Source organism: Burkholderia sp. B10 (genome assembly GCF_004368385.1).
Classification (GTDB): Bacteria; Pseudomonadota; Gammaproteobacteria; order Burkholderiales; family Burkholderiaceae; genus Burkholderia; species Burkholderia vietnamiensis.
On record NZ_PQMX01000016.1, the window covers coordinates 1 to 24,386 of the forward strand.

General features: G+C 68.3%; 21 protein-coding genes. 9 read left to right on the forward strand and 12 right to left on the reverse strand.

From position 1 onward, the window contains the following. The first annotated feature begins 336 nt into the window (after nucleotides 1–336). Nucleotides 337–1,989 carry an acyl-CoA synthetase gene (locus tag C3Y15_RS10780; protein ID WP_034193507.1) on the forward strand — a complete coding sequence of 551 codons (1,653 nt, stop codon included), beginning with the start codon at nucleotides 337–339 and terminating at the stop codon, nucleotides 1,987–1,989. Between the two features lie 39 nt (nucleotides 1,990–2,028). Here C3Y15_RS10780 and C3Y15_RS10785 read toward each other — a convergent pair whose 3' ends face one another. The 4 genes from C3Y15_RS10785 to C3Y15_RS10805 all read right to left on the reverse strand — a co-directional run bounded on the left by C3Y15_RS10785 (nucleotide 2,029) and on the right by C3Y15_RS10805 (nucleotide 6,574). Beyond that, complete coding sequence (locus C3Y15_RS10785; RefSeq protein WP_045578036.1) at nucleotides 2,029–4,011, reverse strand: methyl-accepting chemotaxis protein; 1,983 nt, start codon at nucleotides 4,009–4,011, stop codon at nucleotides 2,029–2,031. A 145-nt stretch (nucleotides 4,012–4,156) separates the two neighbouring features. Further along, nucleotides 4,157–4,588 carry a YqaA family protein gene (locus tag C3Y15_RS10790; RefSeq protein WP_011882135.1) on the reverse strand — a complete coding sequence of 144 codons (432 nt, stop codon included), beginning with the start codon at nucleotides 4,586–4,588 and terminating at the stop codon, nucleotides 4,157–4,159. A gap of 388 nt (nucleotides 4,589–4,976) precedes the next feature. Continuing rightward, nucleotides 4,977–5,231 (reverse strand): hypothetical protein, encoded by a 255-nt coding sequence (locus tag C3Y15_RS10795; protein WP_072465343.1) that lies wholly within the window; start codon nucleotides 5,229–5,231, stop codon nucleotides 4,977–4,979. A gap of 695 nt (nucleotides 5,232–5,926) precedes the next feature. Continuing rightward, on the reverse strand, nucleotides 5,927–6,574 hold the full coding sequence (locus tag C3Y15_RS10805; RefSeq protein ID WP_059474318.1) for a LysE family translocator: 648 nt from the start codon (nucleotides 6,572–6,574) through the stop codon (nucleotides 5,927–5,929). 281 nt (nucleotides 6,575–6,855) lie between these two features. On the opposite strand from C3Y15_RS10805, the gene C3Y15_RS10810 reads away from it, so the two are divergent. Further along, nucleotides 6,856–7,338, forward strand: a complete 483-nt coding sequence (locus C3Y15_RS10810; protein ID WP_011882138.1) for an Lrp/AsnC family transcriptional regulator — start codon at nucleotides 6,856–6,858, stop codon at nucleotides 7,336–7,338. A gap of 672 nt (nucleotides 7,339–8,010) precedes the next feature. Here the strand turns inward: C3Y15_RS10810 and C3Y15_RS10815 are convergent. Further along, nucleotides 8,011–9,654: an IclR family transcriptional regulator C-terminal domain-containing protein gene (locus C3Y15_RS10815; RefSeq protein WP_069246495.1), complete on the reverse strand. Its 1,644-nt coding sequence runs from the start codon at nucleotides 9,652–9,654 to the stop codon at nucleotides 8,011–8,013. Between the two features lie 177 nt (nucleotides 9,655–9,831). On the opposite strand from C3Y15_RS10815, the gene C3Y15_RS10820 reads away from it, so the two are divergent. Further along, the gene (locus C3Y15_RS10820) at nucleotides 9,832–10,791 is read left to right on the forward strand and encodes an MBL fold metallo-hydrolase (RefSeq protein ID WP_046426636.1); all 960 of its coding nucleotides are present in this window, start codon (nucleotides 9,832–9,834) and stop codon (nucleotides 10,789–10,791) included. A 157-nt stretch (nucleotides 10,792–10,948) separates the two neighbouring features. Then, nucleotides 10,949–12,322 carry an MFS transporter gene (locus C3Y15_RS10825; protein WP_014724945.1) on the forward strand — a complete coding sequence of 458 codons (1,374 nt, stop codon included), beginning with the start codon at nucleotides 10,949–10,951 and terminating at the stop codon, nucleotides 12,320–12,322. A gap of 22 nt (nucleotides 12,323–12,344) precedes the next feature. On the opposite strand, the gene C3Y15_RS10830 is transcribed toward C3Y15_RS10825, so the two are convergent. Next, nucleotides 12,345–13,145, reverse strand: coding sequence for an SDR family oxidoreductase (locus C3Y15_RS10830; protein ID WP_034193514.1), 801 nt, complete (start codon nucleotides 13,143–13,145; stop codon nucleotides 12,345–12,347). A gap of 152 nt (nucleotides 13,146–13,297) precedes the next feature. Between C3Y15_RS10830 and C3Y15_RS10835 the strand changes: the two genes are divergently transcribed. Together C3Y15_RS10835 and C3Y15_RS10840 are read left to right on the forward strand one after the other, a co-directional pair. Next, entirely contained in the window at nucleotides 13,298–14,260 is a 963-nt protein-coding gene (locus C3Y15_RS10835; protein WP_059463836.1) for a GlxA family transcriptional regulator, read from the forward strand. Between the two features lie 74 nt (nucleotides 14,261–14,334). Then, complete coding sequence (locus tag C3Y15_RS10840; protein ID WP_069240177.1) at nucleotides 14,335–15,483, forward strand: epoxide hydrolase family protein; 1,149 nt, start codon at nucleotides 14,335–14,337, stop codon at nucleotides 15,481–15,483. A gap of 87 nt (nucleotides 15,484–15,570) precedes the next feature. On the opposite strand, the gene C3Y15_RS10845 is transcribed toward C3Y15_RS10840, so the two are convergent. Beyond that, the gene (locus C3Y15_RS10845; protein ID WP_011882145.1) at nucleotides 15,571–16,062 is read right to left on the reverse strand and encodes a 2,4'-dihydroxyacetophenone dioxygenase family protein; all 492 of its coding nucleotides are present in this window, start codon (nucleotides 16,060–16,062) and stop codon (nucleotides 15,571–15,573) included. A gap of 178 nt (nucleotides 16,063–16,240) precedes the next feature. Continuing rightward, entirely contained in the window at nucleotides 16,241–17,209 is a 969-nt protein-coding gene (locus C3Y15_RS10850; protein WP_011882146.1) for a LysR family transcriptional regulator, read from the reverse strand. A gap of 105 nt (nucleotides 17,210–17,314) precedes the next feature. Here C3Y15_RS10850 and C3Y15_RS10855 point away from each other — a divergent pair, with 105 nt between their 5' ends. Then, nucleotides 17,315–18,673 (forward strand): aspartate aminotransferase family protein, encoded by a 1,359-nt coding sequence (locus C3Y15_RS10855; RefSeq protein WP_069246494.1) that lies wholly within the window; start codon nucleotides 17,315–17,317, stop codon nucleotides 18,671–18,673. 74 nt (nucleotides 18,674–18,747) lie between these two features. Continuing rightward, nucleotides 18,748–20,265 carry a CoA-acylating methylmalonate-semialdehyde dehydrogenase gene (locus C3Y15_RS10860; RefSeq protein ID WP_034193517.1) on the forward strand — a complete coding sequence of 506 codons (1,518 nt, stop codon included), beginning with the start codon at nucleotides 18,748–18,750 and terminating at the stop codon, nucleotides 20,263–20,265. A gap of 135 nt (nucleotides 20,266–20,400) precedes the next feature. Here the strand turns inward: C3Y15_RS10860 and C3Y15_RS10865 are convergent, their stop codons facing one another. From C3Y15_RS10865 to C3Y15_RS10875, 3 genes are all read right to left on the reverse strand, one after another. After that, nucleotides 20,401–20,775, reverse strand: coding sequence for a hypothetical protein (locus C3Y15_RS10865; RefSeq protein WP_014724939.1), 375 nt, complete (start codon nucleotides 20,773–20,775; stop codon nucleotides 20,401–20,403). A gap of 546 nt (nucleotides 20,776–21,321) precedes the next feature. After that, complete coding sequence (locus C3Y15_RS10870) at nucleotides 21,322–22,248, reverse strand: AEC family transporter (RefSeq protein WP_011882150.1); 927 nt, start codon at nucleotides 22,246–22,248, stop codon at nucleotides 21,322–21,324. 143 nt (nucleotides 22,249–22,391) lie between these two features. Beyond that, nucleotides 22,392–23,276 (reverse strand): LysR substrate-binding domain-containing protein, encoded by an 885-nt coding sequence (locus C3Y15_RS10875; RefSeq protein WP_069246601.1) that lies wholly within the window; start codon nucleotides 23,274–23,276, stop codon nucleotides 22,392–22,394. Between the two features lie 240 nt (nucleotides 23,277–23,516). On the opposite strand from C3Y15_RS10875, the gene C3Y15_RS10880 reads away from it, so the two are divergent. Next, nucleotides 23,517–23,894: a nuclear transport factor 2 family protein gene (locus tag C3Y15_RS10880; protein ID WP_069240181.1), complete on the forward strand. Its 378-nt coding sequence runs from the start codon at nucleotides 23,517–23,519 to the stop codon at nucleotides 23,892–23,894. Nucleotides 23,895–24,113: 219 nt separating this feature from the next. Here C3Y15_RS10880 and C3Y15_RS10885 read toward each other — a convergent pair whose 3' ends face one another. Next, nucleotides 24,114–24,326, reverse strand: a complete 213-nt coding sequence (locus C3Y15_RS10885) for a hypothetical protein (protein ID WP_011882153.1) — start codon at nucleotides 24,324–24,326, stop codon at nucleotides 24,114–24,116. Between the last annotated feature and the right edge of the window lie 60 nt (nucleotides 24,327–24,386).

Sequence of the window (24,386 nt, forward strand, 5' to 3'; positions counted from 1 at the left end):
GGGCGATGGGGGCGGCGGCCGCCACGGCCGAGTCGGGTGCGTCAAATGCGCCCGGTCCGGCCGGAGTAACGGTCGCAACGGCCGTGAGGGTCAAGTCGGCCGACTGGTCGTCCGGCGGCTCGGCGTGGGGCGCGGCCGTCTCGGGCGGCGCAACGAGATGGTCGTGCATGGGTGCGGGTTTGCGAGGATAGGGATAACGCGAAACGCTCGAAAGGGACTCTGTCGTTTCGATGACAGACGGCTCACAATAGCGCCCGTTAGGCTATCGGCAATTGAACCACATCAAAGCAGGCCGCCGTGCATGCGCGCCGGCCGAAAGAAGACGGAGACAGGATCATGACCCAGATGTTCGAGGCCGGACTCGGCCGCCGCGAAGCCAACTACGTGCCGCTCACGCCGATCGATTTCCTGGTCCGCGCGGCGGAAGTCTACGGCGCGCGGCTCGCGATCGTGCATGGCGACGTGCGGCGCACGTGGGCCGAGACCTACACGCGGGCCAAGCAGCTCGCGAGCGCGCTGGCCCGGGCCGGCGTCGGGCGCGGCGAGACGGTCGCCGCGCTGCTGCCGAACATTCCCGCGATGGTGGAAGCGCACTTCGGCGTGCCGATGGCGGGCGCCGTGCTCAACACGATCAATACGCGGCTCGACATCGCGTCGATGCTGTTCATGCTGCGGCACGGCGAAGCGAAGGTGCTGATCGTCGACACCGAATATGCGGAGCTCGCGCATCGCGCGGCGCTGGAAGTGCCGGGGCTGAAGATCGTCAGCGTCGCCGACGCGATGCCCGCCGATCCCGCCCGTTTCGCCGGCGCGACCGACTATGAAGCGTTCGTCGCGAGCGGCGACCCCGACTACGCCTGGACGCCGCCCGCCGACGAGTGGGAGGCCATCGCGCTGAACTACACGTCCGGCACGACCGGCGACCCGAAGGGCGTCGTCTATCACCATCGCGGTGCCTATCTGGCGGCGATCAGCAACATCCTCGAATGGGACATGCCGAAGCACGCCGTGTATCTGTGGACGCTGCCGATGTTCCACTGCAACGGCTGGTGCTTCCCGTGGGCGATCGCCGCGCGCGCGGGCGTCAACGTCTGCCTGCGCAGGTTCGACGCGAAGACCGTGTTCGACCTGATCCGCAACGAGCGCATCACCCATTACTGCGGCGCGCCGATCGTGCAGAGCGCGATCGCGAACGCGCCGGCCGAGCTGCGCGCCGGGATCGACCACAAGGTGCATGCGATGGTCGCGGGCGCCGCGCCGGCGCCGGCCGTGATCGCCAAGATGAAGGAAATCGGCTTCGACCTGCTGCACGTGTACGGGCTGACCGAGGTGTACGGCCCGGCGACGGTCTGCGCGAAGCAGGCGCACTGGGACGACTTGCCCGACGACGAGCGCGCGCGGCTCAATGCGCGCCAGGGCGTGCGCTACCACCTGGAAGCGGGCGCGACGGTGCTCGATCCGGACACGATGGAGCCGGTGCCGGCCGACGGCGAGACGCTCGGCGAGATCATGTTCCGCGGCAACATCTGCATGAAGGGCTACCTGAAGAACCCGCACGCGACGGACGAGGCGTTCCAGGGCGGCTGGTTCCATACGGGCGATCTCGGCGTGCTGACGCCCGACGGCTATATCCGGATCAAGGATCGCCGCAAGGACATCATCATTTCGGGCGGCGAGAACATCTCGAGCATCGAGGTCGAGGACGCGCTGTACCGGCATCCGGCCGTCGAAGTCGCGGCGGTGGTCGCGATGCCCGATCCGAAGTGGGGCGAGGTGCCGTGCGCGTTCGTCGAGCTGCGCAACGGGATGAGCGCGACCGAGGACGAAATCTTCGCGCATTGCCGCCAGCTGCTCGCGGGCTTCAAGGTGCCGAAGGTCGTGCGCTTCGGCGAGCTGCCGAAGACCTCGACCGGCAAGATCCAGAAGTTCCAGCTGCGCAACGCAGTCGGATCGGACAAGGCGATCGACCTGGCCGGCGACAAGAAGTAACGAAGTAACGGGCCGGTCGCGCGGCGGCGGCGTAGCACGTCACGCGCTGCGCGCCAGCCGGAACACGCTGACGGCTTCCGACAGTTGCGCGGCCTGGTCGCGCAACGCGACCGCCGCGCGCTCGGCCGCCGAGATCAGCGTCGCATTCTGCTGCGTCGCGTCGCCGATCTGCGTGATCGCCAGATTCACCTGCTCGATGCCGGTCGACTGCTCGCGCGACGCGGTGCTGATTTCGCCGATCAGCGTGCTGACCTGCTCGACGCGCTGGACGATGTCGCGCATCGTGCCGCGCGCGGCGTCCGCGATCCGGTAACCCTGTTCGACCGTGGTCGCCGATTCGGCGCTCAACCCCTCGATCTCCTTCACTGCGGCGGCGCTGCGTTGCGCGAGCGCGCGCACTTCGGCCGCGACCACCGCGAAGCCCCGGCCGTGCTCGCCGGCCCGTGCGGCCTCGACCGCCGCGTTCAGCGCGAGGATGTTGGTCTGGAACGCGATGCCTTCGATCGTGGTCGTGATTTCGGCGATCCGGCGCGTCGTGCGGCCGATGTCGTCCATCGTCGCGACCACGCGCTGCACGGCCGCGTCGCCGTCGGTGGCCGCCGCCGACGCGTGCGCCACCAGCGCATCGGCCTGCGCCGCGTGCTCGGCGTTCTGCTGCACGGCGGTCGTGATCTGCTCCATGCTTGCGGCCGTTTGCTCGACGCTGCTCGCCTGCGTCGCGATCCGCGCAGCGATGTCGCTGCTGCCGGCCGCGATGCCGACCGTCCCGCTCGCGATGTCCGAAGCGCTGCCGCGCACCTGCGCGACGATCCGGGCGAGGCCGTCGCCGATACCGTCCACCGCCTGCACCAGCCGGCCGATTTCGTCGTTGCCGGCGACGCCGCGCGCGGTCGCGCCATCGCGGATCCGCACGCTGAGATCGCCGGCCGCATAGCGTTCCGACGCGCGGGCCGCCGCATCGAGCGGCCGGCTCACGACGCGCCGCACGACCAGCACGAACAGCCCCGCGAACGCCGCCACCAGCACGGCCGCGATCATCAGGAAGCGATTGCGCAGCGTGCGCATGCCGGCCAGCAGCTCGTCGTCGAGCGCGATGCCGCCGACCAGCCATTGCCATTGCGGGATCGTCGTGAACGACACGAATTTCGCGGTGGGCTGCGCGTCGTGCGCGGCCGGGTCGAGCGACGTGTACGCGAGCTGGCCCTGGCCTGCGGCGAGCATCTGCGCGTACGGTGCGCGCGTGTCGTCGGCGCGCTGCCCAGCCGCGTCGGGATGGACGACCAGCGTGCCGCGCGTCGCGCCCGGCGACGCATCGACGACGAAGTAATAGCCGTTGTCGCCGATCTTCAACGCGCGGATGCCGTTCTCGACGACCTGCAGCTCCGCGCCGACGTCGAGGCCGACGAACAGTGCGCCGATCACGCGGCCGGTCGCGTCCGTGACCGGCTTGTATTGCGTGATGTACGGCCGGCCGAACAGCTTGGCGAGGCCCGTGTAGCTGCGTCCGGCGACGAGCGGGCCGTACGCCGGGCCGGCGCGGTCGAGGCGCGTGCCGACCGCGCGCGTGCCGTCCTGCTTCTTCAGCGACGTCGTGATTCGCACGAAGTCGTCGCCGTCGCGCGCGAAGATCGTCGCGATCGCGCCGCTTTTCTGCAGAAACTGGTCGGGGATCGCGTAGTCGAGATCGAGCGGCTGGCCGCCGGCCGACAGCACGGGCGCGGCGACGCCGCCGATGTCGACGGTGCGCGTCGGGTCGAGCGAGAAATCGGCCGGCAGGAAGCTCGCGAACAGCGACATCGCGCGGTTGGCTTCGGCCGACAGCGCCTTGTCGAACATCTCGACCATCGCGCGGATCGACTGCTCCTTGTCGGCGATGCGTGCATGCGCTTCATCGGCCAGCTGCTCGCTGGCGAAGTGGGCGAGCGCCCATGCGAACGCAGTGAACAGCAGTGCGACGAGTACACACGCCAGCGCGGCCAGACGCGCGCCGACGCTCGCCCGGCCCAAGTGGGTCAATCTCATGGGAATCCTGAGTGGGTGAGAGGAGCGGAACGCACGCGTCACCGCAGACTGTAAGGAGTACGGCAGCTTCGGCGGATTCTTTAGCGATGCGAAACCGGCCGGGTGCGCAGTGCGCGCGCGCGCCGGCATGCCGGGGCGGACGCCGTCAGCGCGTCACGAGCCATGCGATGACCAGATACCGCGCGACTTTCGCGATCGTGACGATCGCCGTGAAGGACCACAGCGGCTCGCGCAGCACGCCGGCGATCATCGTCAGCGGATCGCCGATCACCGGCGCCCAGCTGAGCAGCAGCGACCAGCGGCCATAGCGCGCGTACCAGCGCTCGGCGCGCGCGAGCGCGGCCGGTTTGATCGGGAACCAGCGGCGCTCGCGGAAGTGTTCGATGCCGCGGCCGAGCGCCCAGTTGATCACCGAGCCCGCGACGTTGCCGACGCTCGCGACGAGCACCAGCGCCCACGCGGGCTCGCGAGCGGCGAGCAGCAGGCCGGCGAGTACGGCTTCGGACTGGAGCGGCAACAGCGTCGCCGCGATCATCGACACGGCGAACAGGCCGCCGTAGGTGAGGAGTTCGGACATCGCGCGATTGTACTGGGCGCGTGGAGCGGGGGAGTGTTCTTGGCGGGCGATGGCGGTGGGCAGCGCGGTGCGACCCACGCGATACGGCCTATGCGACGCGATCTACGCGCGAAGGCTGATGTGGTGTGGCCGCGCGGATGCGACCTACGCGCTGCGATCGCGATGTATGCGACAGAGTTGCGTAAGTCGAGACCTGATCTCTCAGTCAGCGTCAGACAAGGCCTGAGATTGCTCTTTCCGTCACTTCATCGAGGGCCGTGATCGATCCGATTCGGACAGTCGAAGCTTCCGACCGCCGACACTTCATGATGCAGTTTCTCTTAAGCGTGATTCAAAACTTTGACCGGTCCAAATGGGTCTTGTGTGTTACATAGCTTAAGATAGGAACCTATAATTCCAACGCGCGATGAACTGCTGCCATTAAAACATCCCTATCGATTGCTGAATTCACAGGGAATCGTTCAAATTCTTGGCCGACTCGAAGGTCGGCGTAAAGCCCCGTCGCATCTTCGTGGAAGTGCAGAAAAGATCGAGATTTTCTGTAAAAAACACCGGTTGAACGTTCACGTAAGTCCGGAAACTCACGCAAGTCGCGAAGGGTACTTTCAAGCTGCCCGAGCGCTGCTAGACCTGCGTGTTTCACGGGGTTCCATCCTTGTGGTTAGTCGGTCGACGTCCGTTGCAGGAAGCAAGCCGACCGGTTCCTGCGGAGGACAGCAAACTATTCGTGGCAACTGCACAGCTCGAATTCGTGGCCCTCGGAGTCGCTGAGAACAACGCTCTGCATGGTCTCAATGTTTAGCGCATCGAGAACGACTTTTGCTCCAAGAGCCTTCGCGCGTTCCACAAATGTGTGCAAGTCAGATATATCGAACTCGAACACCGGTACGCATCCGCTACCGGCGAACTCATCACCGAAATCGTTCAGTAATAACCCGAATCGGATTTCACCTAGCGAAAACTCGCCCATCTCTCCGTCTTGCGGTTCGGCGGCTGCTCTAATAGATTTTCCCAGAATGTTGCGGCCCGCTCGAGGTTATTCACTTTCAAATAAGTGCTTCGGATTCGCATCGAAATGCTCCGGGAATGGGTCTAGCAAGGCGCAGAAAATTATAGCGGTTCAAAAATATGATGCTAATGATCGTCGACGGCCTACGTCCCGGTGCCGAATGTCCCAAAGTGCCGAACCGAGTCATCCGATGCGGCGAGTCGACGCGATACTGCCCACGCGGTCTGCTCTATGCGCCGGACTTACGCGGCCCGGCCACTCCCGCGCCGCAAATTCCGGGCTACCGCGCGTCACACGGGCGCAATCACCGACGCGCCCGCCCGCGGCCCTCAGTTCCAACCGGCCATGATCGCGCCCATCCCGACCAGCAGCCCGCCCGTCACGCGGTTCATCGCGTGCATCCGCGCGGGTCGCTGCAATGCGCGGCTGAGCCGGTGCGACAGCAGCGCCATCGACGCCATGCCGCCGACGAACAGCAACGCGAAGGTCGTCGCGAGCAGCAGGAATTGCCCGTTCAAGCTCCAGTCCGCATTCGGGACGAGGAATTGCGGAAAGAACGACGGGAAGAACAACAGCGTCTTCGGGTTCAGCCCGGATGTCGCGACGCCGCGCCAGAACAGCGCGCGTCCCGATTCGGCGTCGCGCGCGGCGCTGCCGGTCGCGGGTGCCGCGGCCGCCGCGGCGTCGGCCGGCGCGCGGCTCAGCCATTGCTTGCAGCCGAGCCATACGAGGTAGGCGGCGCCGGCCCAGCGCAGCACGGCGAGCGCGTGCGTATCGAGGTGGACCAGCGAGTTCAGACACAGCGCGGTCAGTGCGAGCTGCAGCAGCACGGCGAGCGTGCCGCCCCATACGCAGGGCAGAGCGCGGCGCCAGCCGGTGCGCAATGCCTGGTTCATCGTGAGGAGGTTGACGGGGCCGGGTGCATAGATGAGGACGGCCGATGCAGCGACGAACGACAGATAAAGCCGGAACGACATGACAGGGACCGCGGAACAGGGGGTCGGGCGCCGGCCCGGACAACCGGATAGGCGTACGGGAGGCGGGTTTCGCATGCCTGCGTGACCGGCGCCGCAACTCGTGATTGCGGTCGGACATCCGTCGCGAGGGGGTTGTCGCAGCGGGCGCGCCGGTCGACAGGCATGGAGAAAATGTATCAAGCGCGGCGGTTAAAAGGCTTCCTGTTTTCCAGCCAATGGCCGCTCAAATCGGAACGTCGTTCGGCTAGAATGAAGATCCCCAGTAGAAGATTCCCTTTGCCATGGCCACCCGCGAACGCACGCCAAAAACCCTCGACAACCAGGACCGCAAGATCCTCGCTGCACTGCAAAAGAACGCGCGTCTGTCGAACGCCGAACTGGCCGAACAGATCGGCATGTCGACGACCGCCTGCTGGAACCGCACGCGGCAGCTCGAACTCGACGGCTACATCGACGGCTACGTCGCGCTGGTCAACCAGCGCATGCTCGGCTATGCGGACATCGTGATCCTCGAAGTCACGCTCGATCGCCACGAGGACGATGCGCTGGGCCGCTTCGGCGCGGAACTCGCGGCGCTGCCGGAGGTGCTCGAGGCGTATCTGGTGTCGGGCGAGTACGACTACTGGATCAAGGTCGCGGTGGACGGCACGGCCGGCTACGAGCGCTTCCTGCGCGAGAAGCTGTACCGGATTTCGAGCATTCGCCACAGTCGCTCGATGTTCGCGCTGCGGTGCATGAAAGACGTGCCGTCGATTCAGGTGTGACGACGCGGGCGCGGCCGGCTCGGGCGTACTACGGTCGAAATGGGAAAGGCGGCTACCATCGCCCCGCCGGGGCCCGCTACACGCGGCATTCGAACCGGGTGCAGCGGCTGCCGATCCGGGGCGCCGACGGCGATTGAAAGCGGATGAATCTTCCGCGACGCGGCGGCCGGCGCTGTCGGGTGCGCCTTCGGTGTTTCCGCGAGACGCCCGGACGTCGTTACGTCTATCGGCACTGAACCGACGGCTCGTAAGACCAAGCGGGCCGGTCGGCTCGACGCGCGCTTAGCGCGGCAGTCGTGCGTGTGCTTGCGCGATGATTTCGCAGTTTTCGAGGTGCAGTGCCCAGGCTTCCGCGATCAGATCACCAATACGTGCGAGCCAGCCAGCGGATTCGGCAGAGCGGTTCGAGACATTAGACGTTTGCATGACGAAACCCCATTTGGGTGGTGATTAGGGATAACCCTAATGATAGAGAAACATCGCCACCTTGTGAAATGCGATTTCGTTATATGAGAATTCCTGACGGTTATCGTTGCGACTGCACAACAACGGACCTGCACGCCTTCGCCGAGAGGTGACGGCCAGTAGCGTCGCGGCCGCGCCGTCACGGCATTGCGACGCGGGCAACACGCCGGCGAGCACCGCCGAGGGACGGCAAGCAACCGCAGGCAATCACCCGCCGATCCACCCGAATCGCCACGACAGCCGGCGCGCGGCCGCGAGCAGCGTATGAGCGAGTTCGCTGTCCGTCCCGCGCGGGAAACCGCGCGACGAGCCGATGATCGCGATCACCAGCCGAATGCTGCCCGTGTGATCGAACACCGGCGCGGCGATCGTCCCGATGCCGGGCACCGGCGCGTCGAACGCGAAATCGAGCTGGTCCGCGCGGATCGTCGCCAGCCGCGCACGGAACCCGTCGTCCACTTGCGTCGCGCCGCCTGCCAGGCGCACCGGCTCGTCGGCCAGCAGGCCGGCGAGCACGTCGTCGGACATGCCGGACGCGAACACGCGTCCGATCGCGGTATTCACCAGCGACATCACGGTGCCGACCTGCAGGCTCACGTGCTGCGGCCGCGCCGATTCCTCCAGGCGAATCACGGTCGGGCCGAGCGGCCCGAGCGTCGCCGCGGCCACGCTCATGTCGGTCGCGGCCGCGAGCGCGACGATCTCGGGCTCCGCATCGCGCGTCGGCGACACGCGCTGCATCGCGATCAGCCCCAGCGCCAGGCCGAGCGGACCGCCGTCGAAGCAGCCGGCGTCGTCGCGGCTCAGCAGGCCGATCTTCTGCAGGCTCACCAGATGCGGAAACGCCTTGGCCGCCGGCATGCCGGCCGCCGCCGCGAGGTCGCGCAACGGCAGCCCGCGGCCGGCCGATACGAGTGCGAGCAGCAACTCGCCCGTGCTGTCGAGTGCGTTGATGCCGCGCTGTGCTTTCGCATCGTCGCCGAGGGCGGGCGGGATGCGCGGCACGGCCGGCGTGCCCGGCCGCACGTCGGGCGCGGCGTCGAGCGACGCAGTGGCTTGCCGTGCCGCGTCGCGCAGGGCGGTCGCGATCGGGCCGTCCCAGCCGACATCGATCGAGCCGCTCGGGCCGATCACCGTCAATGCCAGCTGCAGCCGTCCGTGTGCGTCGAGCACCGGCACGCACATCGCGCTGACCCCAGGGCTGGGCCGATCGACGCTGCGCTCGATGCCGCGTGCGCGGATCGCGTCGAGTTCGGCGCGCGACGGGTGCGCGTCGGCCCGGGCATGTGCGTCGGCGTGTGTGTATTCATGCGCATCTGCACCGGCGGCGTGGCTCGCCGTCATCGCGTCGAGCTGCGCAGGATCGCCGAACGCGCGAAACACGCGGCCGGTGGCCGTCGCGTCGAGCGACATCACCGAGCCGACGTGCAGGTTCATGTGCAGCGGATAGCCGCCGTGCTCGATGCGCACGATCGTCGGCCCGAGCACGCCCGGCACCGACAGCGCGACGCTCAAGCCCACCGTTTCGGCGAGCCTGGCCGCATGCGGCAGCGCGGCCCGATAGGCCGGCTGGCGCTCGATCGACATCAGCCCGAGTCGCAGCGACAGCGGGCCGGGCTCGTAGTTGCCGGTCAGCGCGTCGCGCTTCACGAGCGCCAGCCGCGTCAGGCTGACTAGATAGGTGTGCGCCTGCGCGCTCGACAGGCCGGCTGCCGCCGCCAGCTCCGACAGCCCGAGCGGCTTGCGCCGGCGCGCGAGCGCGTCGAGCAGCCGGCCGCCGACCTCGACGCTCTGGATGCCGCGCTGCGCCTTCGGCGGCGCGTCGTCCGCGCTGACTTCATGGTTCTGCACGCGTTGATTCTTCCGATGACGAAACCCCGCATGGTATCCGACGCCCCTTGTCGCGCCCGTCCGCAGGTTTACCCGTATTAAACAATAGCAAGCGCGTTTGTCATTGACAAATGGTCGACGCAGGACGATCATCGGCTCACTCCCTTCAACACATGGCTCGCAGCCACGGAACGCAACATGGCCAAAGCATTCGCCTCCCAAGCCGATCTCGAAGAGAAGAAGATCACCTGGACGCAGCTGTCCGAGAACGCGTACGCATACACCGCCGAAGGCGACCCGAACTCGGGCGTGATCGTCGGCGACGACAGCGTGCTGATCGTCGACACGACCGCGACGCCCGCGATGGCGCAAGACCTGATCGCGAAGATCCGCAGCGTGACCGACAAGCCGATCAAGCACGTCGTGCTGTCGCATTACCACGCGGTGCGCGTGCTCGGCGCGTCCGCGTATTTCGCCGAAGGCGCGCAGCACGTGATCGCGAGCCGCGGCACCTACGAGATGATCGTCGAGCGCGGCGAAGCGGACATGAAGTCGGAGATCGAGCGCTTCCCGCGGCTGTTCGCGGGCGTCGAGACGGTGCCCGGCCTGACCTGGCCGACGCTCGTGTTCGAGCGCGAGATCACGCTGTTCCTCGGCAAGCTCGAAGTGAAGATCATGCACGTCGGCTCGGGCCATACGAAGGGCGACACGATCGTCTGGCTGCCGTCGCAGAAGGTGCTGTTCTCCGGCGATCTGGTCGAATACGACGCCGCGTGCTATTGCGGCGACGCGCAGCTCGAACAGTGGCCGGCCACGCTCGAGGCATTGCGCGCGCTCGGCGCGGACAAGCTCGTGCCGGGTCGCGGCCCCGCGCTGCTGACCCCGGCCGACGTGAACAAGGGCCTCGACTACACGAAGGACTTCGTGACGACGCTGCTCGAGCAGGGCCGCAAGGCCGTCGAGCGCAAGCTCGACCTGAAGGCGTCGATGGCGCTCACGCGCGAAGCGATGGACCCGAAGTTCGGCCACGTGTTCATCTACGAGCACTGCCTGCCGTTCGACGTGTCGCGCGCGTTCGACGAGGCGAGCGGCATCACGCATCCGCGCATCTGGACCGCGCAGCGCGACAAGGAAATGTGGGCCGCGCTGCAGGACTGAGGGTGGCACGGCGGCGCGGCGTCCGCGCGGACGTCCGGCCGTCGTTCTGACGGCGCGCATCGGCGCGCCGCGTTCCGATCTCACAAGAAAGCAGGGCGCACGCACGCCCTCGGAGACTGCCGCGCGCTCGCATCGCGCGGCCCGTTTGGAGACAGACATGCCCCAACCGCTTCCCGCCGAAGCGACGCTCGCGCACGCGAGCGCCTCGGCTTCCGCTTCCGCTCCCGCCTTCGAATCCGCCGGCGCGCCCGCAGCGGGCGATGCGCTGCTGTTCCGCAAGATCGCGTGGCGCATCGTGCCGTTCCTGTTCCTCTGCTACGTCGTGTCGTTCCTCGACCGCATCAACATCGGCTTCGCGCAGCTGCAGATGAAGCACGACCTCGGCTTCAGCGACGCGATGTACGGGCTCGGCGCCGCGGTGTTCTACGTCGGCTACGTGTTCTGCGAGGTGCCGAGCAACCTGCTGCTCGCACGCTTCGGCGCGCGCCGCACCTTCATGCGCATCATGCTGCTGTGGGGGCTCGCGTCGACCGGCATGATGTTCGTGTCGCAGCCGTCGCATTTCTATGTGCTGCGCTTCCTGCTCGGCGTGTTCGAGGCCGGCTTCTTCCCCGGCATCGTGCTGTATCTGACCTACTGGTTCCCGTCGAACCGGCGCGCGGCGGCGATCTCCGTGTTCTTTGCCGGCGTCGCGGTCGCCGGCGTGCTCGGCGGCCTGCTGTCGGGCTGGATCATGCGCGACATGAGCGGCGTGCTCGGGCTGCACGGCTGGCAGTGGATGTTCGCGATCGAGGGCGCGCCGGCGATCGTGCTCGCCTGCTTCGCGTTCACGTATCTGGTCGATCGCCCGCAGGACGCCGCGTGGCTCACGCCCGACGAAAAGGCGCGCGTCGCGGCCGTCTGCGGCGATGCCCGCGCGCACGGCGCGCACGACCGGCGCAGCGTGGCGGCCGCGCTCGCGAATCCGCGCGTCTACCTGTTCGCGTTCGTCTACTTCTCGCTCACCTGCGCGTCGCTCACGCTCAACTTCTGGATGCCGCTGATGATTCGCGACTTCGGCGTGACCGACGTCGTGGCCGTGAGCCTCTACACGGTCGTGCCGAACGCCGTCGGCGCCGTCGGACTGATCCTGATCGCGCGCCGCTCGGACCGCACCGGCGAGCGCCGCCGGCACTTCGCGTGCTGCACGCTCGGCGGCGCGCTTGCGCTCGCGGCGCTCACGCTGCATCTGCACAGCTTTGCGGCGATGCTCGCATGCCTGTCGATCGCGGCGACGCTGATCTTCGCCGCGCTGCCGATCTTCTGGGCGGTGCCGACCCGCTACCTGTCGGGCAACGCGGCGGCGGCCGGGATCGCGCTGATCAGCAGCATCGGGATCACGAGCGGCATCGTCAGCCCGTGGGTGATCGGGATCATCCGCACCCGCACCGGCAGCATGGATCTCGCCGTGTACCTGCTGGCCGCGCTGCTCGCGCTGAGCGGCGTCGCGCTGCTGGTGGGGGTGAAGGGCGACGCGGGGCGACGGGGGTGATTTAGGGGCGAGCGCCGCCGCGCTACCGCGCAACCACATAACGCGCCGCCGGCGCGTTCGCCGACAGATGCGGCGCCATCGTGCGACGCGCGGCGTCGTATGCTTCCCATTCGTCGGCCGCATGCAGCGACGGAATCGTCACGAGCTCGCCGCGATCGAAGCCGACCAGCGCCGCGTCGACGAGCTCGGACGCCGACATCACGATCTCCTTCGGCAAGTGCTCGAGCGGCAGGCCGCCGGTCTGCCAGAATTCGGTCGCGGTCGCGCCGGGCAGCACGGCCTGCACCTGCACGCCGCGCTCCGCGAGTTCGTGATGCAGCGACTGGCTGAACGCGAGCACGAACGCCTTGGTGCCGCCGTACACGCCGTTGAGCGTTTCCGGCGACAACGCGACGATCGACGAGATGTTGATCACCGCGCCGCGCCCGCGTGCGACGAAGCCGGGCACGGCCGCATAGGTCAGCCGCGTGAGCGCGGTGACGTTCAGGTCGATCATCCGCGTCATCGCGTCGACGTCGCTGTCCAGCAGCGCCGCGTGCGTGCCGACGCCCGCGTTGTTGACGAGCAGCGTGATGCTCGCGTCCTCCTTCAGCTTCGCCTCGACGGCGGCGAGCGACGCGCGATCGTTGAGGTCCGCGGCGACGATCTCGACGCTGCGCCGCGTGTCGTTCGTGATGCGCTCGGCGAGCGCGGCCAGCCGGTCGCGATTGCGGGCGACCAGGATCAGGTCGTAGCCGCGGCGCGCGAGGCGGTCCGCGTAGATTGCGCCGATGCCGGACGATGCGCCCGTGATGACGGCCGTACCGCGATGTGCTTCAGTCATGATGTCGCTCCGTGTTGGGACAAAGGTTGAGTGCATGGCTGCATTCTGGCGTCGAATCGCCGCGACACAAATGACGTAGATGGGTATGATTTCGGACATCGGGCCGGTCAATCGCGATCGCGACGCCCGCCCGCCCGCCTCCGGAGATATGCATGCACCGCATCGGCTTTCTGCTCAGCGACGGCTTCCAGATCATGGCGCTCGCCGCGCAATCGGTGTTCGAGTACGCGAACCTGACCGCGGGCGAGCCGTTCTACGCGATGGACAACTATTCGGTCGACGGCGGCGAGGTGCGCTCGTCGCTCGGGCTGCGGGTCGCCACGCGGCCGTTGCGCGGCCGGCGCACCGACGTCGACACGTGGATCGTCGCGGGCGTCAACGATCCGTTGGCGTCGCCCGCGCCGGCCGCGGTCGTCGCGTTCCTGCGCCGTGCCAACCCGCGCGCGCGGCGGATCGCCGGCATCTGCACGGGCGCGTTCGTGCTCGCCGAGGCCGGGCTGCTCGCACAGCGCCGCGCGACCACGCACTGGGCGTTCGGCTGCGACATGCAGAAGCGTTTTCCGGACGTTCGGGTCGAGGAGGACCGCATCTACATCGTCGACGGGCCGGTGTGGACGTCGGCCGGGATGACCGCGGGCCTCGATCTCGCGCTCGCGATGGTGGAGAAGGATCTGGGCGCAGAGGCCGCGCGCTCGGTCGCGCACAAGCTCGTGATGCAGCAGCGCCGCGCGGGCGGGCAGTCGCAGCATTCCGAAATGCTCGATCTCGCGCCGAAGTCGGACCGGATTCAGAACGCGCTCAACTATGCGCGGCAGAACCTCGGCCGTGCGCTGACCGTCGAGGCGCTGGCCGACGCCGTGCACCTGAGCCCGCGGCAGTTCAGCCGCGTGTTCACGCTCGAAACCGGGCAGTCGCCGGCGAAGGCGATCGAGCGGCTGCGGCTCGAGGCCGCCCGGCTGATGATCGAGCAGAGCCGGCATTCGCTCGACGTGATCGCCAAGGAGAACGGCTTTCGCGACCGGCGGCATCTGCGCGATGCGTTCGTGCGCGGCTTCGGCGTGCCGCCGCAGGCGATCCGGCGCGACGCGCGCGCAGACGTGGGCGAAGCCGGCTGACGCGTCGCGGCGCCGTCTGCGCGCGTTATAAAAATCGCGCAGAATCGCGTCGATATCCTTCGCGAGGAGACACGATGCACGCCGTCCCGTTCAACATCGAGATTCCGGATCATGCGCTCGCCGACCTGCGCCGGCGCCTGCGCGACACGCGCGTGCCGCTGCTGACGCCTGCCGAGCCTTGGCAGCAGGGCGTCGACGGCGCGTGGCTGCGCGACCTGACCGCGTACTGGGCCGAACGATTCGACTGGCGCGCGGCCGAGCAGGCGCTGAACCGCTTGCCGCAGTTCGTCGCGGACGTCGGCGGGCAGCGCGTGCATTTCATCCATCGGCGCGGCGCGGGGCCGAACCCGTATCCGCTCGTGATCACGCACGGCTGGCCAGGGTCGGTGTTCGAATTCGACGCGCTGATCGAGCGCCTGTGCGACCCCGCCGCGTTCGGCGGCGACCCGCACGACGCGTTCGACGTCGTCGCGCCGTCGCTGCCGGGCTTCCTGTTCTCGCCGCCGCCGGCGTCGCCCGGCGTCGCGGCATTTCAGGTCGCCGACTGCTGGGCCGCATTGATGGCCGGCCTCGGCTATCGCCGCTTCGGCGCGCAGGGCGGCGATCTCGGCGCGGGCGTGTCGATCGCGCTCGGCGCGCGACATGCGGACGTGGTCGACGGCATCCACCTCAACTACCTGCCGGGCAGTTACGAGCCTGCGATCGACGCGGCCGCACCGCTGACCGACGAAGAACGGGCGTTCGTCAAGGAGCGCGCCGAATGGGCCGCGCTGGAAGGCGGCTATGCGCATGTGCACATGACGCGGCCGCAGACGCTCGCCGCCGCGCTCAACGACTCGCCGGCCGGGCTCGCCGCGTGGATCGCCGAGAAGTTTCGCGCGTGGAGCGATTGCGACGGCGACGTCGCGCGGCGGTTTTCGCACGACACGCTGCTGACCGGCATTTCGCTCTACTGGTTCAGCGCGTGCATCGGCTCGTCGATGCAGATGTATTGGGAGAACCGGCTGCAGCCGATGCGCTTCGCGGCCGGGCAGCGCGTGACGGTGCCGATCGCGTTCGCCCGCTTTCCGAAGGAGATCAGCCGGCCGCCGCGCAGCTGGGTCGAACGGGTGTTCGAGGTCGTGCAGTGGACCGACATGCCGAGCGGCGGCCATTTCGCGGCGATGGAAGAACCGGACCTGCTGGCCGACGATATTCGGCGGTTCTTTCGGCGTTTTCGATGATGGGCGGCGGGCGGGTGGCAGACTCGGACGAGCGGGGCCGTCCGCCGCCCGCCCGGTCGGCCTCGCGGCGCGCCGCTGTTGCCGGTCTTAGCGGGTGACGAAGGCCGTCGCGTCGTGCGGTGCGGTACGCGCGTGCTTGCGCTGGCGCAGCAGCGCGACGCGGCAATTCTCGCGGGCGGTCTCGCGGCCGTCGTCGTCGAGCAGCACGAGGTCGCCGCGCATCACGTTCAGCGTGATCACGTCGTCGCCGGGCGCGCCGAGCGTTTCCGGCGTATGGACCGACCCGGCCGGTTCGAGCACCGTCGAGCCGGCGTGCGCGATCCAGTCGTATTCGCGGTAGCGCCATGCGCCCTGCAGCGTGTGCACGAACACGTCGCCGTCGTGGCGATGACGCGGCAGCGTGCCCCCGGCCGGCATCTTCAGCAGGGCGGTGAGCGTGTCCTCTGCCGCGTTGATGTGCAGGTACTTGATCGCGAGCCCCGGCAGGTCGGCGCTCATCGGCAGCCACGGCAGCGCATCGCCGGGCAGGCAGGAAATCGGCGGCAGGTCGGTGGAGAGCGGGGCGGACGGCTGCATCATGGCGTGAGGCGGAGCGGAAACGGGAAGTGCGCATTATCGCAGAGGCGGATCGGGCGGCCGATGGGGGGCGCGGCGGTCGGCGCCGGGCACGGGGGCAACCGCCGACCGCCAACGGCGGTTCCACACATGCGCCGACATCCCGGCTACTTTGCCCGACGCGGCCGCCTCAATGCCCCGCCTACGCCCGCTCCCCCGATCCTTCGCCCGCATGCCCCGCCGCATGCGCGGCCTCGAGGCACGACTGGAACAGCAAAGCCGCCCGCGACGGCCGCGGCGAGCGCCGCAGCAGGCTCACGAAGCGGCAGCGGTAATTGAACCGATGCGGCGCGATCGGCTGCATCAGCCCCTTGTTTTCGAAGCTCTCCGCGTAATGGTCGGGCAGGAAGCCGAGATAGCGCCCGGACAGGATCAGCGTCGCGATCGATTCCTGGTCGGAGGCGGTCGCGCTGCGCGTGAGCTTCGCGCGATGACTCAGCTCCATGTTCGGCGAGTGAAAACCGAGCCCCGCGAACGCATGGTTGCGGATCGAGGTCCACGTGAGCTTGCCGTGCGGCGCGTCGTAGAGCGGATGCTGGCGGCCGCAGTACAGCAGCATCCGCTCGTCGAACAGTTCCGCATAGACGAGGCTGCCCGAGTTGCGGTGCGCGGGAATGATCCCGACCTGATAGCTGCCGTCGATGATCCCGCGCTCGACCTCGTTGATCGACGCGACATGCAGGTTCAGCGCCACGTCCGGCGCCTCGTCCGCGAACTGGCGGATCGCGTCGCCGAGCCGGGCCTGCGGATTGGTGGCCGTCTTGTCGAATACGGCGATGTGCAGTTCTCCGCCCATCTTGTCGTGAATGCCGTCGATTCTGCTGCGAAACGCCTCCATCGACGCCAGCAGCCGCAGCGTCTCCTCGTAGACGGTCTGCCCCTCGGCGGTCAGCGTGAAACCGGCGCGGCCGCGCCGGCACAGCACCAGGCCGAGGCGCGTTTCCAGATCCTTCACGTGGCGGCTGATGGTCGAGATGCCGATATTCAGCTCGAGTTCGGCGGCCGCCATTCCGCCGCACTGGACCACGCCCTTGAACACCCGCAGCAGCCGCAGGTCCATGTCGCTGAGCTGCCCGAGCAGCGCGCGGCTCTTCGGTTTCTTTGCTTGCATAGTTGCGCAAGTGAACATTGATATTGCGATATTCAAAAGACTAATCGGCGTCCCGACAATGCGCAACATCATTACCCGTACGAGGGGCGCACCGCGCCGACCCACATGACCGACACGATCTCCGCCAGCCAGCACGAAGACACGAACCTCCGCACCGACGCCGCATGGCTCGACGCGCACTGGATGCCGTTCACCGCGAACCGTCAGTTCAAGTCCGACCCGCGGATGATCGTGTCCGCCAAGGACGCCTATTACACGGACGCCGAAGGCCGCAAGATCTTCGACGGCCTGTCGGGCCTGTGGTGCACGGGCCTCGGTCACGGCCGCACGGAAATCACCGAAGCGGTGAGCCGCCAAATCGCGCAGCTCGACTACGCACCGGCGTTCCAGTTCGGCCACCCGAAGTCGTTCGAGCTCGCGAACAAGATCAAGGAGCTGACGCCGGCCGGCCTTGACTACGTGTTCTTCACGGGCTCGGGCTCGGAGGCGGCCGACACGTCGCTGAAAATGGCTCGCGCCTACTGGCGCGCGAAGGGCAAGGGCACGAAGACGCGCCTGATCGGCCGCGAGAAGGGCTATCACGGCGTGAACTTCGGCGGCATCTCGGTCGGCGGGATCGGCGCGAACCGCAAGCTGTTCGGCCAGGGCATCGACGCCGATTTCCTGCCGCACACGCAGCTTGCCGAAAACAAGTTCTCGCGCGGGATGCCGGATAACGGCGCCGACCTCGCCGACCGTCTGCTCGACCTGATCACGCTGCACGACGCGTCGAACATCGCGGCCGTGATCGTCGAGCCGTTCTCCGGTTCGGCTGGCGTGGTCATCCCGCCGAAGGGCTATCTGAAGCGCCTGCGCGACATCTGCACCGCGCACGACATCTTGCTGATTTTCGACGAGGTCATCACGGGTTTCGGCCGCTCCGGCGCGATGACGGGCGCCGATGCGTTCGGCGTGACGCCCGACATCATGAACTTCGCGAAGCAGGTGACCAACGGCACGCAGCCGCTCGGCGGCGTGATCGCGACGATGGAGATCTACGACACGTTCATGGCGGCCGGCGGCCCCGACTACATGCTCGAGTTCCCGCACGGCTACACCTATTCGGCGCACCCGGTCGCGTGTGCGGCCGGCGTGGCGGCGCTCGACCTGCTCGTGAAGGAAGACGCGGTCGCGCGCGTGCGCGATCTCGCGCCGCATTTCGAGGCGGCCGTGCACGGGCTGAAGGGTCAGCGCCATATCGCCGACATCCGCAACTACGGGCTCGCGGCCGGCCTGACGATCGCGGCGCTGCCGGGCGAGCCGGCACGGCGTCCGTACGAGATCGCGATGCGTTGCTGGGCGAAGGGTTTCTACGTGCGCTACGGCGGCGACACGATCCAGCTCGCGCCGCCGTTCATCGCCGAGAAGCGCGAGATCGACAACCTCGTCAACGCGCTGTCCGACGCGCTGAACGAAGTCGACTGAGCGAGCGCCGCGTCATCGCGACCACCGCGGTCACCGACGTGACCGCGACCAACGAATCGACGAAAGAGCCATCCATGAAACACGACAGCAATGTGACTTCCACCCTCGGCCATCTGATCGACGGCAAGCGCGTCGACGGCGGCAGCCGCGTGCAGCCGGTGTTCGACCCGGCCACCGGCGAATCGCACAAGAGCGTCGCGCTTGCCGACCAGCTGACCGTCGACGCCGCGATCGCGTCCGCGCAGGCCGCGTTCCCGGCGTGGCGCAACACGCCGCCGCTGAAGCGCGCGCGCGTGATGAGCCGCTTCAAGACGCTGCTCGAAGAGCATGCGGACGAACTGTGCGCGCTGATCACGGCCGAGCACGGCAAGGTGCTCGCCGATGCGATGGGCGAGCTGCAGCGCGGCATCGAGAACGTCGAATATGCGAGCTACGTGCCCGAGCTGCTGAAGGGCGAGCACAGCAAGAACGTCGGCCCCGCGATCGACTCGTGGAGCGAGTTCCAGGCGCTCGGCGTGGTCGCCGGCATCACGCCGTTCAACTTCCCGGTGATGGTGCCGCTGTGGATGTGGCCGATGGCCGTCGCGTGCGGCAACACGTTCGTGCTGAAGCCGTCGGAGCGCACGCCTTCGTCGACGCTGCGCATGGCCGAGCTCGCGCTCGAGGCCGGCCTGCCGCCCGGCGTGCTGAACGTCGTGAACGGCGACAAGGAGGCGGTCGACACGATCCTCACCGACGCGCGCGTGAAGGCGGTGAGCTTCGTCGGCTCGACGCCGATCGCCGAATACATCTACTCGACCGGCTGCGCGAACGGCAAGCGCGTGCAGGCGTTGGGCGGTGCGAAGAACTTCGCGGTCGTGATGCCCGACGCCGACATCGACAACGCGGTGAACGCGCTGATGGGCGCCGCCTACGGTTCGTGCGGCGAGCGCTGCATGGCGATTCCGCTCGTCGTCGCGATTGGCGATGAAACGGGCGACCGCATCGTCGCCGGGCTCAAGGCCGAGATCGAAAAAATGAAGGTCGGCCCCGGCAACGGCGCGGGCGTCGACATGGGGCCGCTCGTCACGAAGCAGCACTTCGACAAGGTCACGGGCTTCGTCGACGCGGGCGTGGCCGCCGGCGCGACGCTGGTGGTCGACGGCCGCGGCGTGAAAGTGGACGGCCACGACGGCGGCTACTACCTCGGCCCGTGCCTGTTCGACCACGTGAAGCCGGGCATGCCGATCTATCAGCACGAGATCTTCGGGCCGGTGCTCGGCGTGATCCGGCTGAACTCGCTCGACGAAGCGATGGCGCTGATCGACGCGCACGAATACGGCAACGGCACGTGCCTGTTCACGCGCGACGGCGAGGCCGCGCGCTATTTCAGCGACAACATCCAGATCGGCATGGTCGGCATCAACGTGCCGCTGCCGGTGCCGGTCGCGTACCACTCGTTCGGCGGCTGGAAGCGCTCGCTGTTCGGCGATCTGCACGCTTACGGCCCGGACGCGGTGCGGTTCTACACGAAGCGCAAGACGATCACGCAGCGCTGGCCGTCGGCCGGCGTGCGGGAAGGGACGGTGTTCAGCTTCCCGTCGAACCGCTGACGCGTTCGCGGCTGCCGCGCCCGGTGCGCGGCGCCGCGTGTGCGAAGCAACGCAGGCCCGCGCCGAGCGACGATCGGCGCGGGCTTTTTCATGCGTGCGGCCCGTGTGGGCGCGGCGAACGCGCGCGAACGGCGCCTACGGCGCGACCACGTGCCATGCGTTCTTGAAGTTGTCGCCGTTGCGGTCGCCCTGTTTCATGTCCTTCGAGAAGAAATACAGCGGCTTGCCCTTGTATGCCCATTGCGGGCTGCCATCGTCGCGCTTGACGATCGTATAGGGGCCGACCGGCACATCGGTCGCGCTGGCCTTGTACGGCGGCCAGAGCGCTTCGCACTGACCGCTGCACGCGCTGGTGCCCGCGTTCGGTTTGTCCTTGTCGAACGCGTAGACGGTCATGCCGTTCGCGGCGACGAGCGCGCCGTTTTCGATTTTGGTGATCGAGCCTTGAGCCGACGCCGAAACGGACGCCATGGCGAGCAGGGCGGAACTGACGAGCAGCACGGCTTTCATGGATACCTCCTGATGGTCCGGTGGGCGGCACAATCGCGCACACGGCCGGGCGTGCGCGCAATTGCGGGGCGTGGCGCCGGAACGCGGCGCCGGCGCCGCCGGTGCGGGCGTCGGACGGTCGGACGGTCGGACGGTCGTGCGCGACGCATGCACCGACACGCTCCATTCACCATAGGCGGTTTTCGGCGCGGCTGCGAGAAGAAGCGGGCGCGCATCGGCGCCGCTGGGGGTATGCAGGCGCGCGTGCGGCTGCATCGGTGGGGCGGGCGGCGATTGGCGATTGGCGGAAGCGGTGCGAGCGTTCGCGGTCGGAAGCGTTGGCGCGCGCCGACGTCGGGCGCACGCGCGAACGCGCGGCGGCTGACGCGGCGATGTGCGACAGACGACGCAGCCCGTAGCACCGCAGGCGCCCGCGGCTCCGTAGCGCCTCGATACCGCAGCACCGCATACGGCAGCATCGCGGCACGGCAATACGGTGACACGGCAATACGGCAATACGGCGAAACGGCGACAACCCGTCGCCCTCCACCCGCCGACCTTTCAGCGCTACATCGGCAGCGCGCCGAACGCGGCCAGCACGACCGGCATCGCGAATGCGGCCGCAATCGTCTGGAACGCGGTGATGCCTGCCATCAGCGGTGCATCGCCGCCGAGCTGGCGCGCCATGATGTACGACGAGGACGACGTCGGCAGCGCCTGGAACAGCAGCGCGATCGTCAGCGCGGCATCGCCGAGCCCGAACAGGCGGCCGGCCGCGAGCGTCGCAAGCGGCATCGCCATGAACTTGAACGCAGACGCGATACACATCGGCTGCATCCAGCCGCGCGCTGCGTCGAACCGCAGCGCAGCGCCCACGCACAGCAGGCCGAGCGGCATCGACGCGGCGCCGAGCGCGCGCACGGCCGGCTCGATCGCTGGCGGAAACGCGATCCCGCCCGCCTGCATCGCGATCCCGAGCGCGCAGCCGACGACCAGCGGATTCGACACGATCCGGTGCACGAGCGCCCATGCGCCGAGTCGCGTCGCGCCGAAGCGCGCGAACACCAGCACGCACATCAGGTTGACGGTCGGCACGATGGCGGCGACGCATACGGCCGCGAGCGCGATCCCGCGCGCGCCGAACAGCCCGGCGGCGAGCGCCGTGCCGACATAGTTGTTGAAGCGCACCGCGCCCTGGAACACCGACGTGAAGCCCGCGCCGTCGACCTGCACGAACCGGCGAACCAGCAGCACCAGCGCCGCGACGACCGCGGTCGACCCGACCAGCGCCGCGGCGAGCGGCACGACCGGCAGCGCTTGCAGCCGCGCATTCGCGAGGCCGTGCGCGAACAGCGCGGGCAGCAGCACGTAATAGCAGAGCCGCTCGGCTTGCGGCCAGAACGCGTCGCCGATGAAGCCCGTGCGCCGCAGCCCGTGGCCGAATGCGACGAGCAGCGCGACCGGCGCGAGCGCGAGCAGGACGGGGCCGATCATCGGCGCGCCCTCAGGCAGGCGGCGAAGCACGGCGACGCGGGAATCCAGCGGGCAGGCGACATGACGGCGGGCGATCGAAAGAGTGACGATGCCGCCAAGTTAGCACGCCGATCCAGCGGCAATAATGGTTAATTATCGGGCGTTCAATGAGAAATTCTCATCGCTGACGCGGTGACTTCGGTCGCCAGCGCACGCGCGAAGCGCTCGGCCGGGCGCGATTGATGTTCGAGCAGCACGACCTCGCGGCCCATCTGCGGCTCGCCGAACGGCAGGCGCGTGACGGGCGGCAGCCGCGCGAGCGTCGCGTCGGGCAGCGCGACGATCGCCGCGCCGAGGCCGCGCGCGACCATCCGTGCGATCGTCTCCGCGCTGTCGAGCACCATTTGCTCGCGCACGCGCACGCCGATGCGGCGCAGCTCGGCGGCGATCATTCGGCCGGCCCAAGCCTGCGCGTCGAAGCGGATGAACGGCAGCGCGTCGAGCAGCGTGCGCGCGTCGCGCTGCGTCGCGTGCGGCGGCGCGAGCAGCCAGAAGCGGTCTTCGTACAAGGTGGTCCACGTGAGCGCGGGCGGGTGCGGGCGCACCGGGCGCGTCGTGATCACCGCGTCGAGCTCGCCGGCGGCGACGCGGTTCGCGAGTTCGGCCGACATGCCGGCCGACACGTGCACGCGCAGCGACGGATGCGCGGCGCGCAGCGCCAGCAGCGCATCGGGCAGCGGGCCCGACAGCGCGGTCTGGATCGCGCCGATGCGCAGCCGGCCGACGAGCTTCTTCTCGTCGCTGAGCGCATCGGGAATCCGGTCGACCAGCGCGAGCACCTGTTCGGCCTGCGCGAGCAGAATGTTGCCGGCTTCGGTCAGCACCGGCTGACGGCGCGACCGGTCGAACAGCCTGACGTTGTATTCGCTTTCGAGCGCCTTGATCTGCAGGCTCACCGCCGATTGCGTAAGGCCGATCGCTTCGCCGGCGCGTGCGAAGGTCCGGTATCGGGCGATCGCGACCAGCGTTCTGAATGCGCGTAGTGACATGGATTCGGTGACGTAGACGGCCCGCGCCGGCACGCGGATTGCTCAGGATGCCGGTCGCGTGCGGCGACAACCGCTGCGCGTTCAGCCGGCACGCTGGCCCACATCATGCCCGCGCGCCCGCGACCCGGCAATCGCGGCGGCGCGGGCCTGCGGTCTCGCTGCCGCATGATGTCTGCCCGACGCTTTCGGGGCGACGCACGGCCGTTGCGTTCGCCCCGGCTATCTTCGGAGGTAACGACGATGCCCGACGACCCCGGTGAGGTTGCACGCGCGAGCTACCGCGCGTACGTCGACAAGGACCGCGACGCGATCGAAGCGCTGATTGCGCCGGATTTCCATTTCACCAGCCCGCTCGACAACCGGCTCGACCGCGACGCGTATCTGGCCCGTTGCTGGCCGAACAGCGCGCTGCTCGCCGGTTTCCGGTTCGTCGACGTCGCCGTGCACGACGAGTACGTGTTCGTCGTCTATGAAGCCGACACGACGAGCGGCAAGCGCTTCCGGAACGCGGAGCGATTACGCGTGCGCGATGGTCGGATCGTGGAGGCTGAAGTGTATTTCGGCTGGTACGTGCCGCATCCTGCGCCCGACGGCGGGTTCATCGCGTCGGCAGGGTGACGGTGTGGCGGGACGGCTGCTGGATGCGGTGCGCGAGGTGAGGCGAGGCGAGGCGACGTGGCGCCCAGGGCGGCGGGCCTGAAACGACCACGCCGCTTCAATCGAAGCGGCGTGACGGGCAATGCGGTTGCAGCGATCGGCCGGCTCGTCGGGCGCGCGCGCAGGCAATGCGAACGATGCGCGCGCGGCGGGCCGGGCCATGACGACGCGGCGTCATGCTCAGCTGCCGAAGTAGACGTTGCAGAAGCTGACGGGGCCCACGCAGGCGTTCGGATCTTCCTGCTTCGATTGCGTACGATCGACACGGCCTGCGGCCTCGACGGTTTCGGCGCGGTTCGCCGGTTGCTGTGCACCGTCGGCCGGGGCGGGCTGGGCGTGCGCGACGGCAGCGGTGAGCGACAGGGCAACGACGGCGAGATACAGCGGCTTCATTTGGGGCTCTCCTGGGTCAGTACCGGCGTCGCCGGCAGTGACCAAACTATAAGCTCGCGG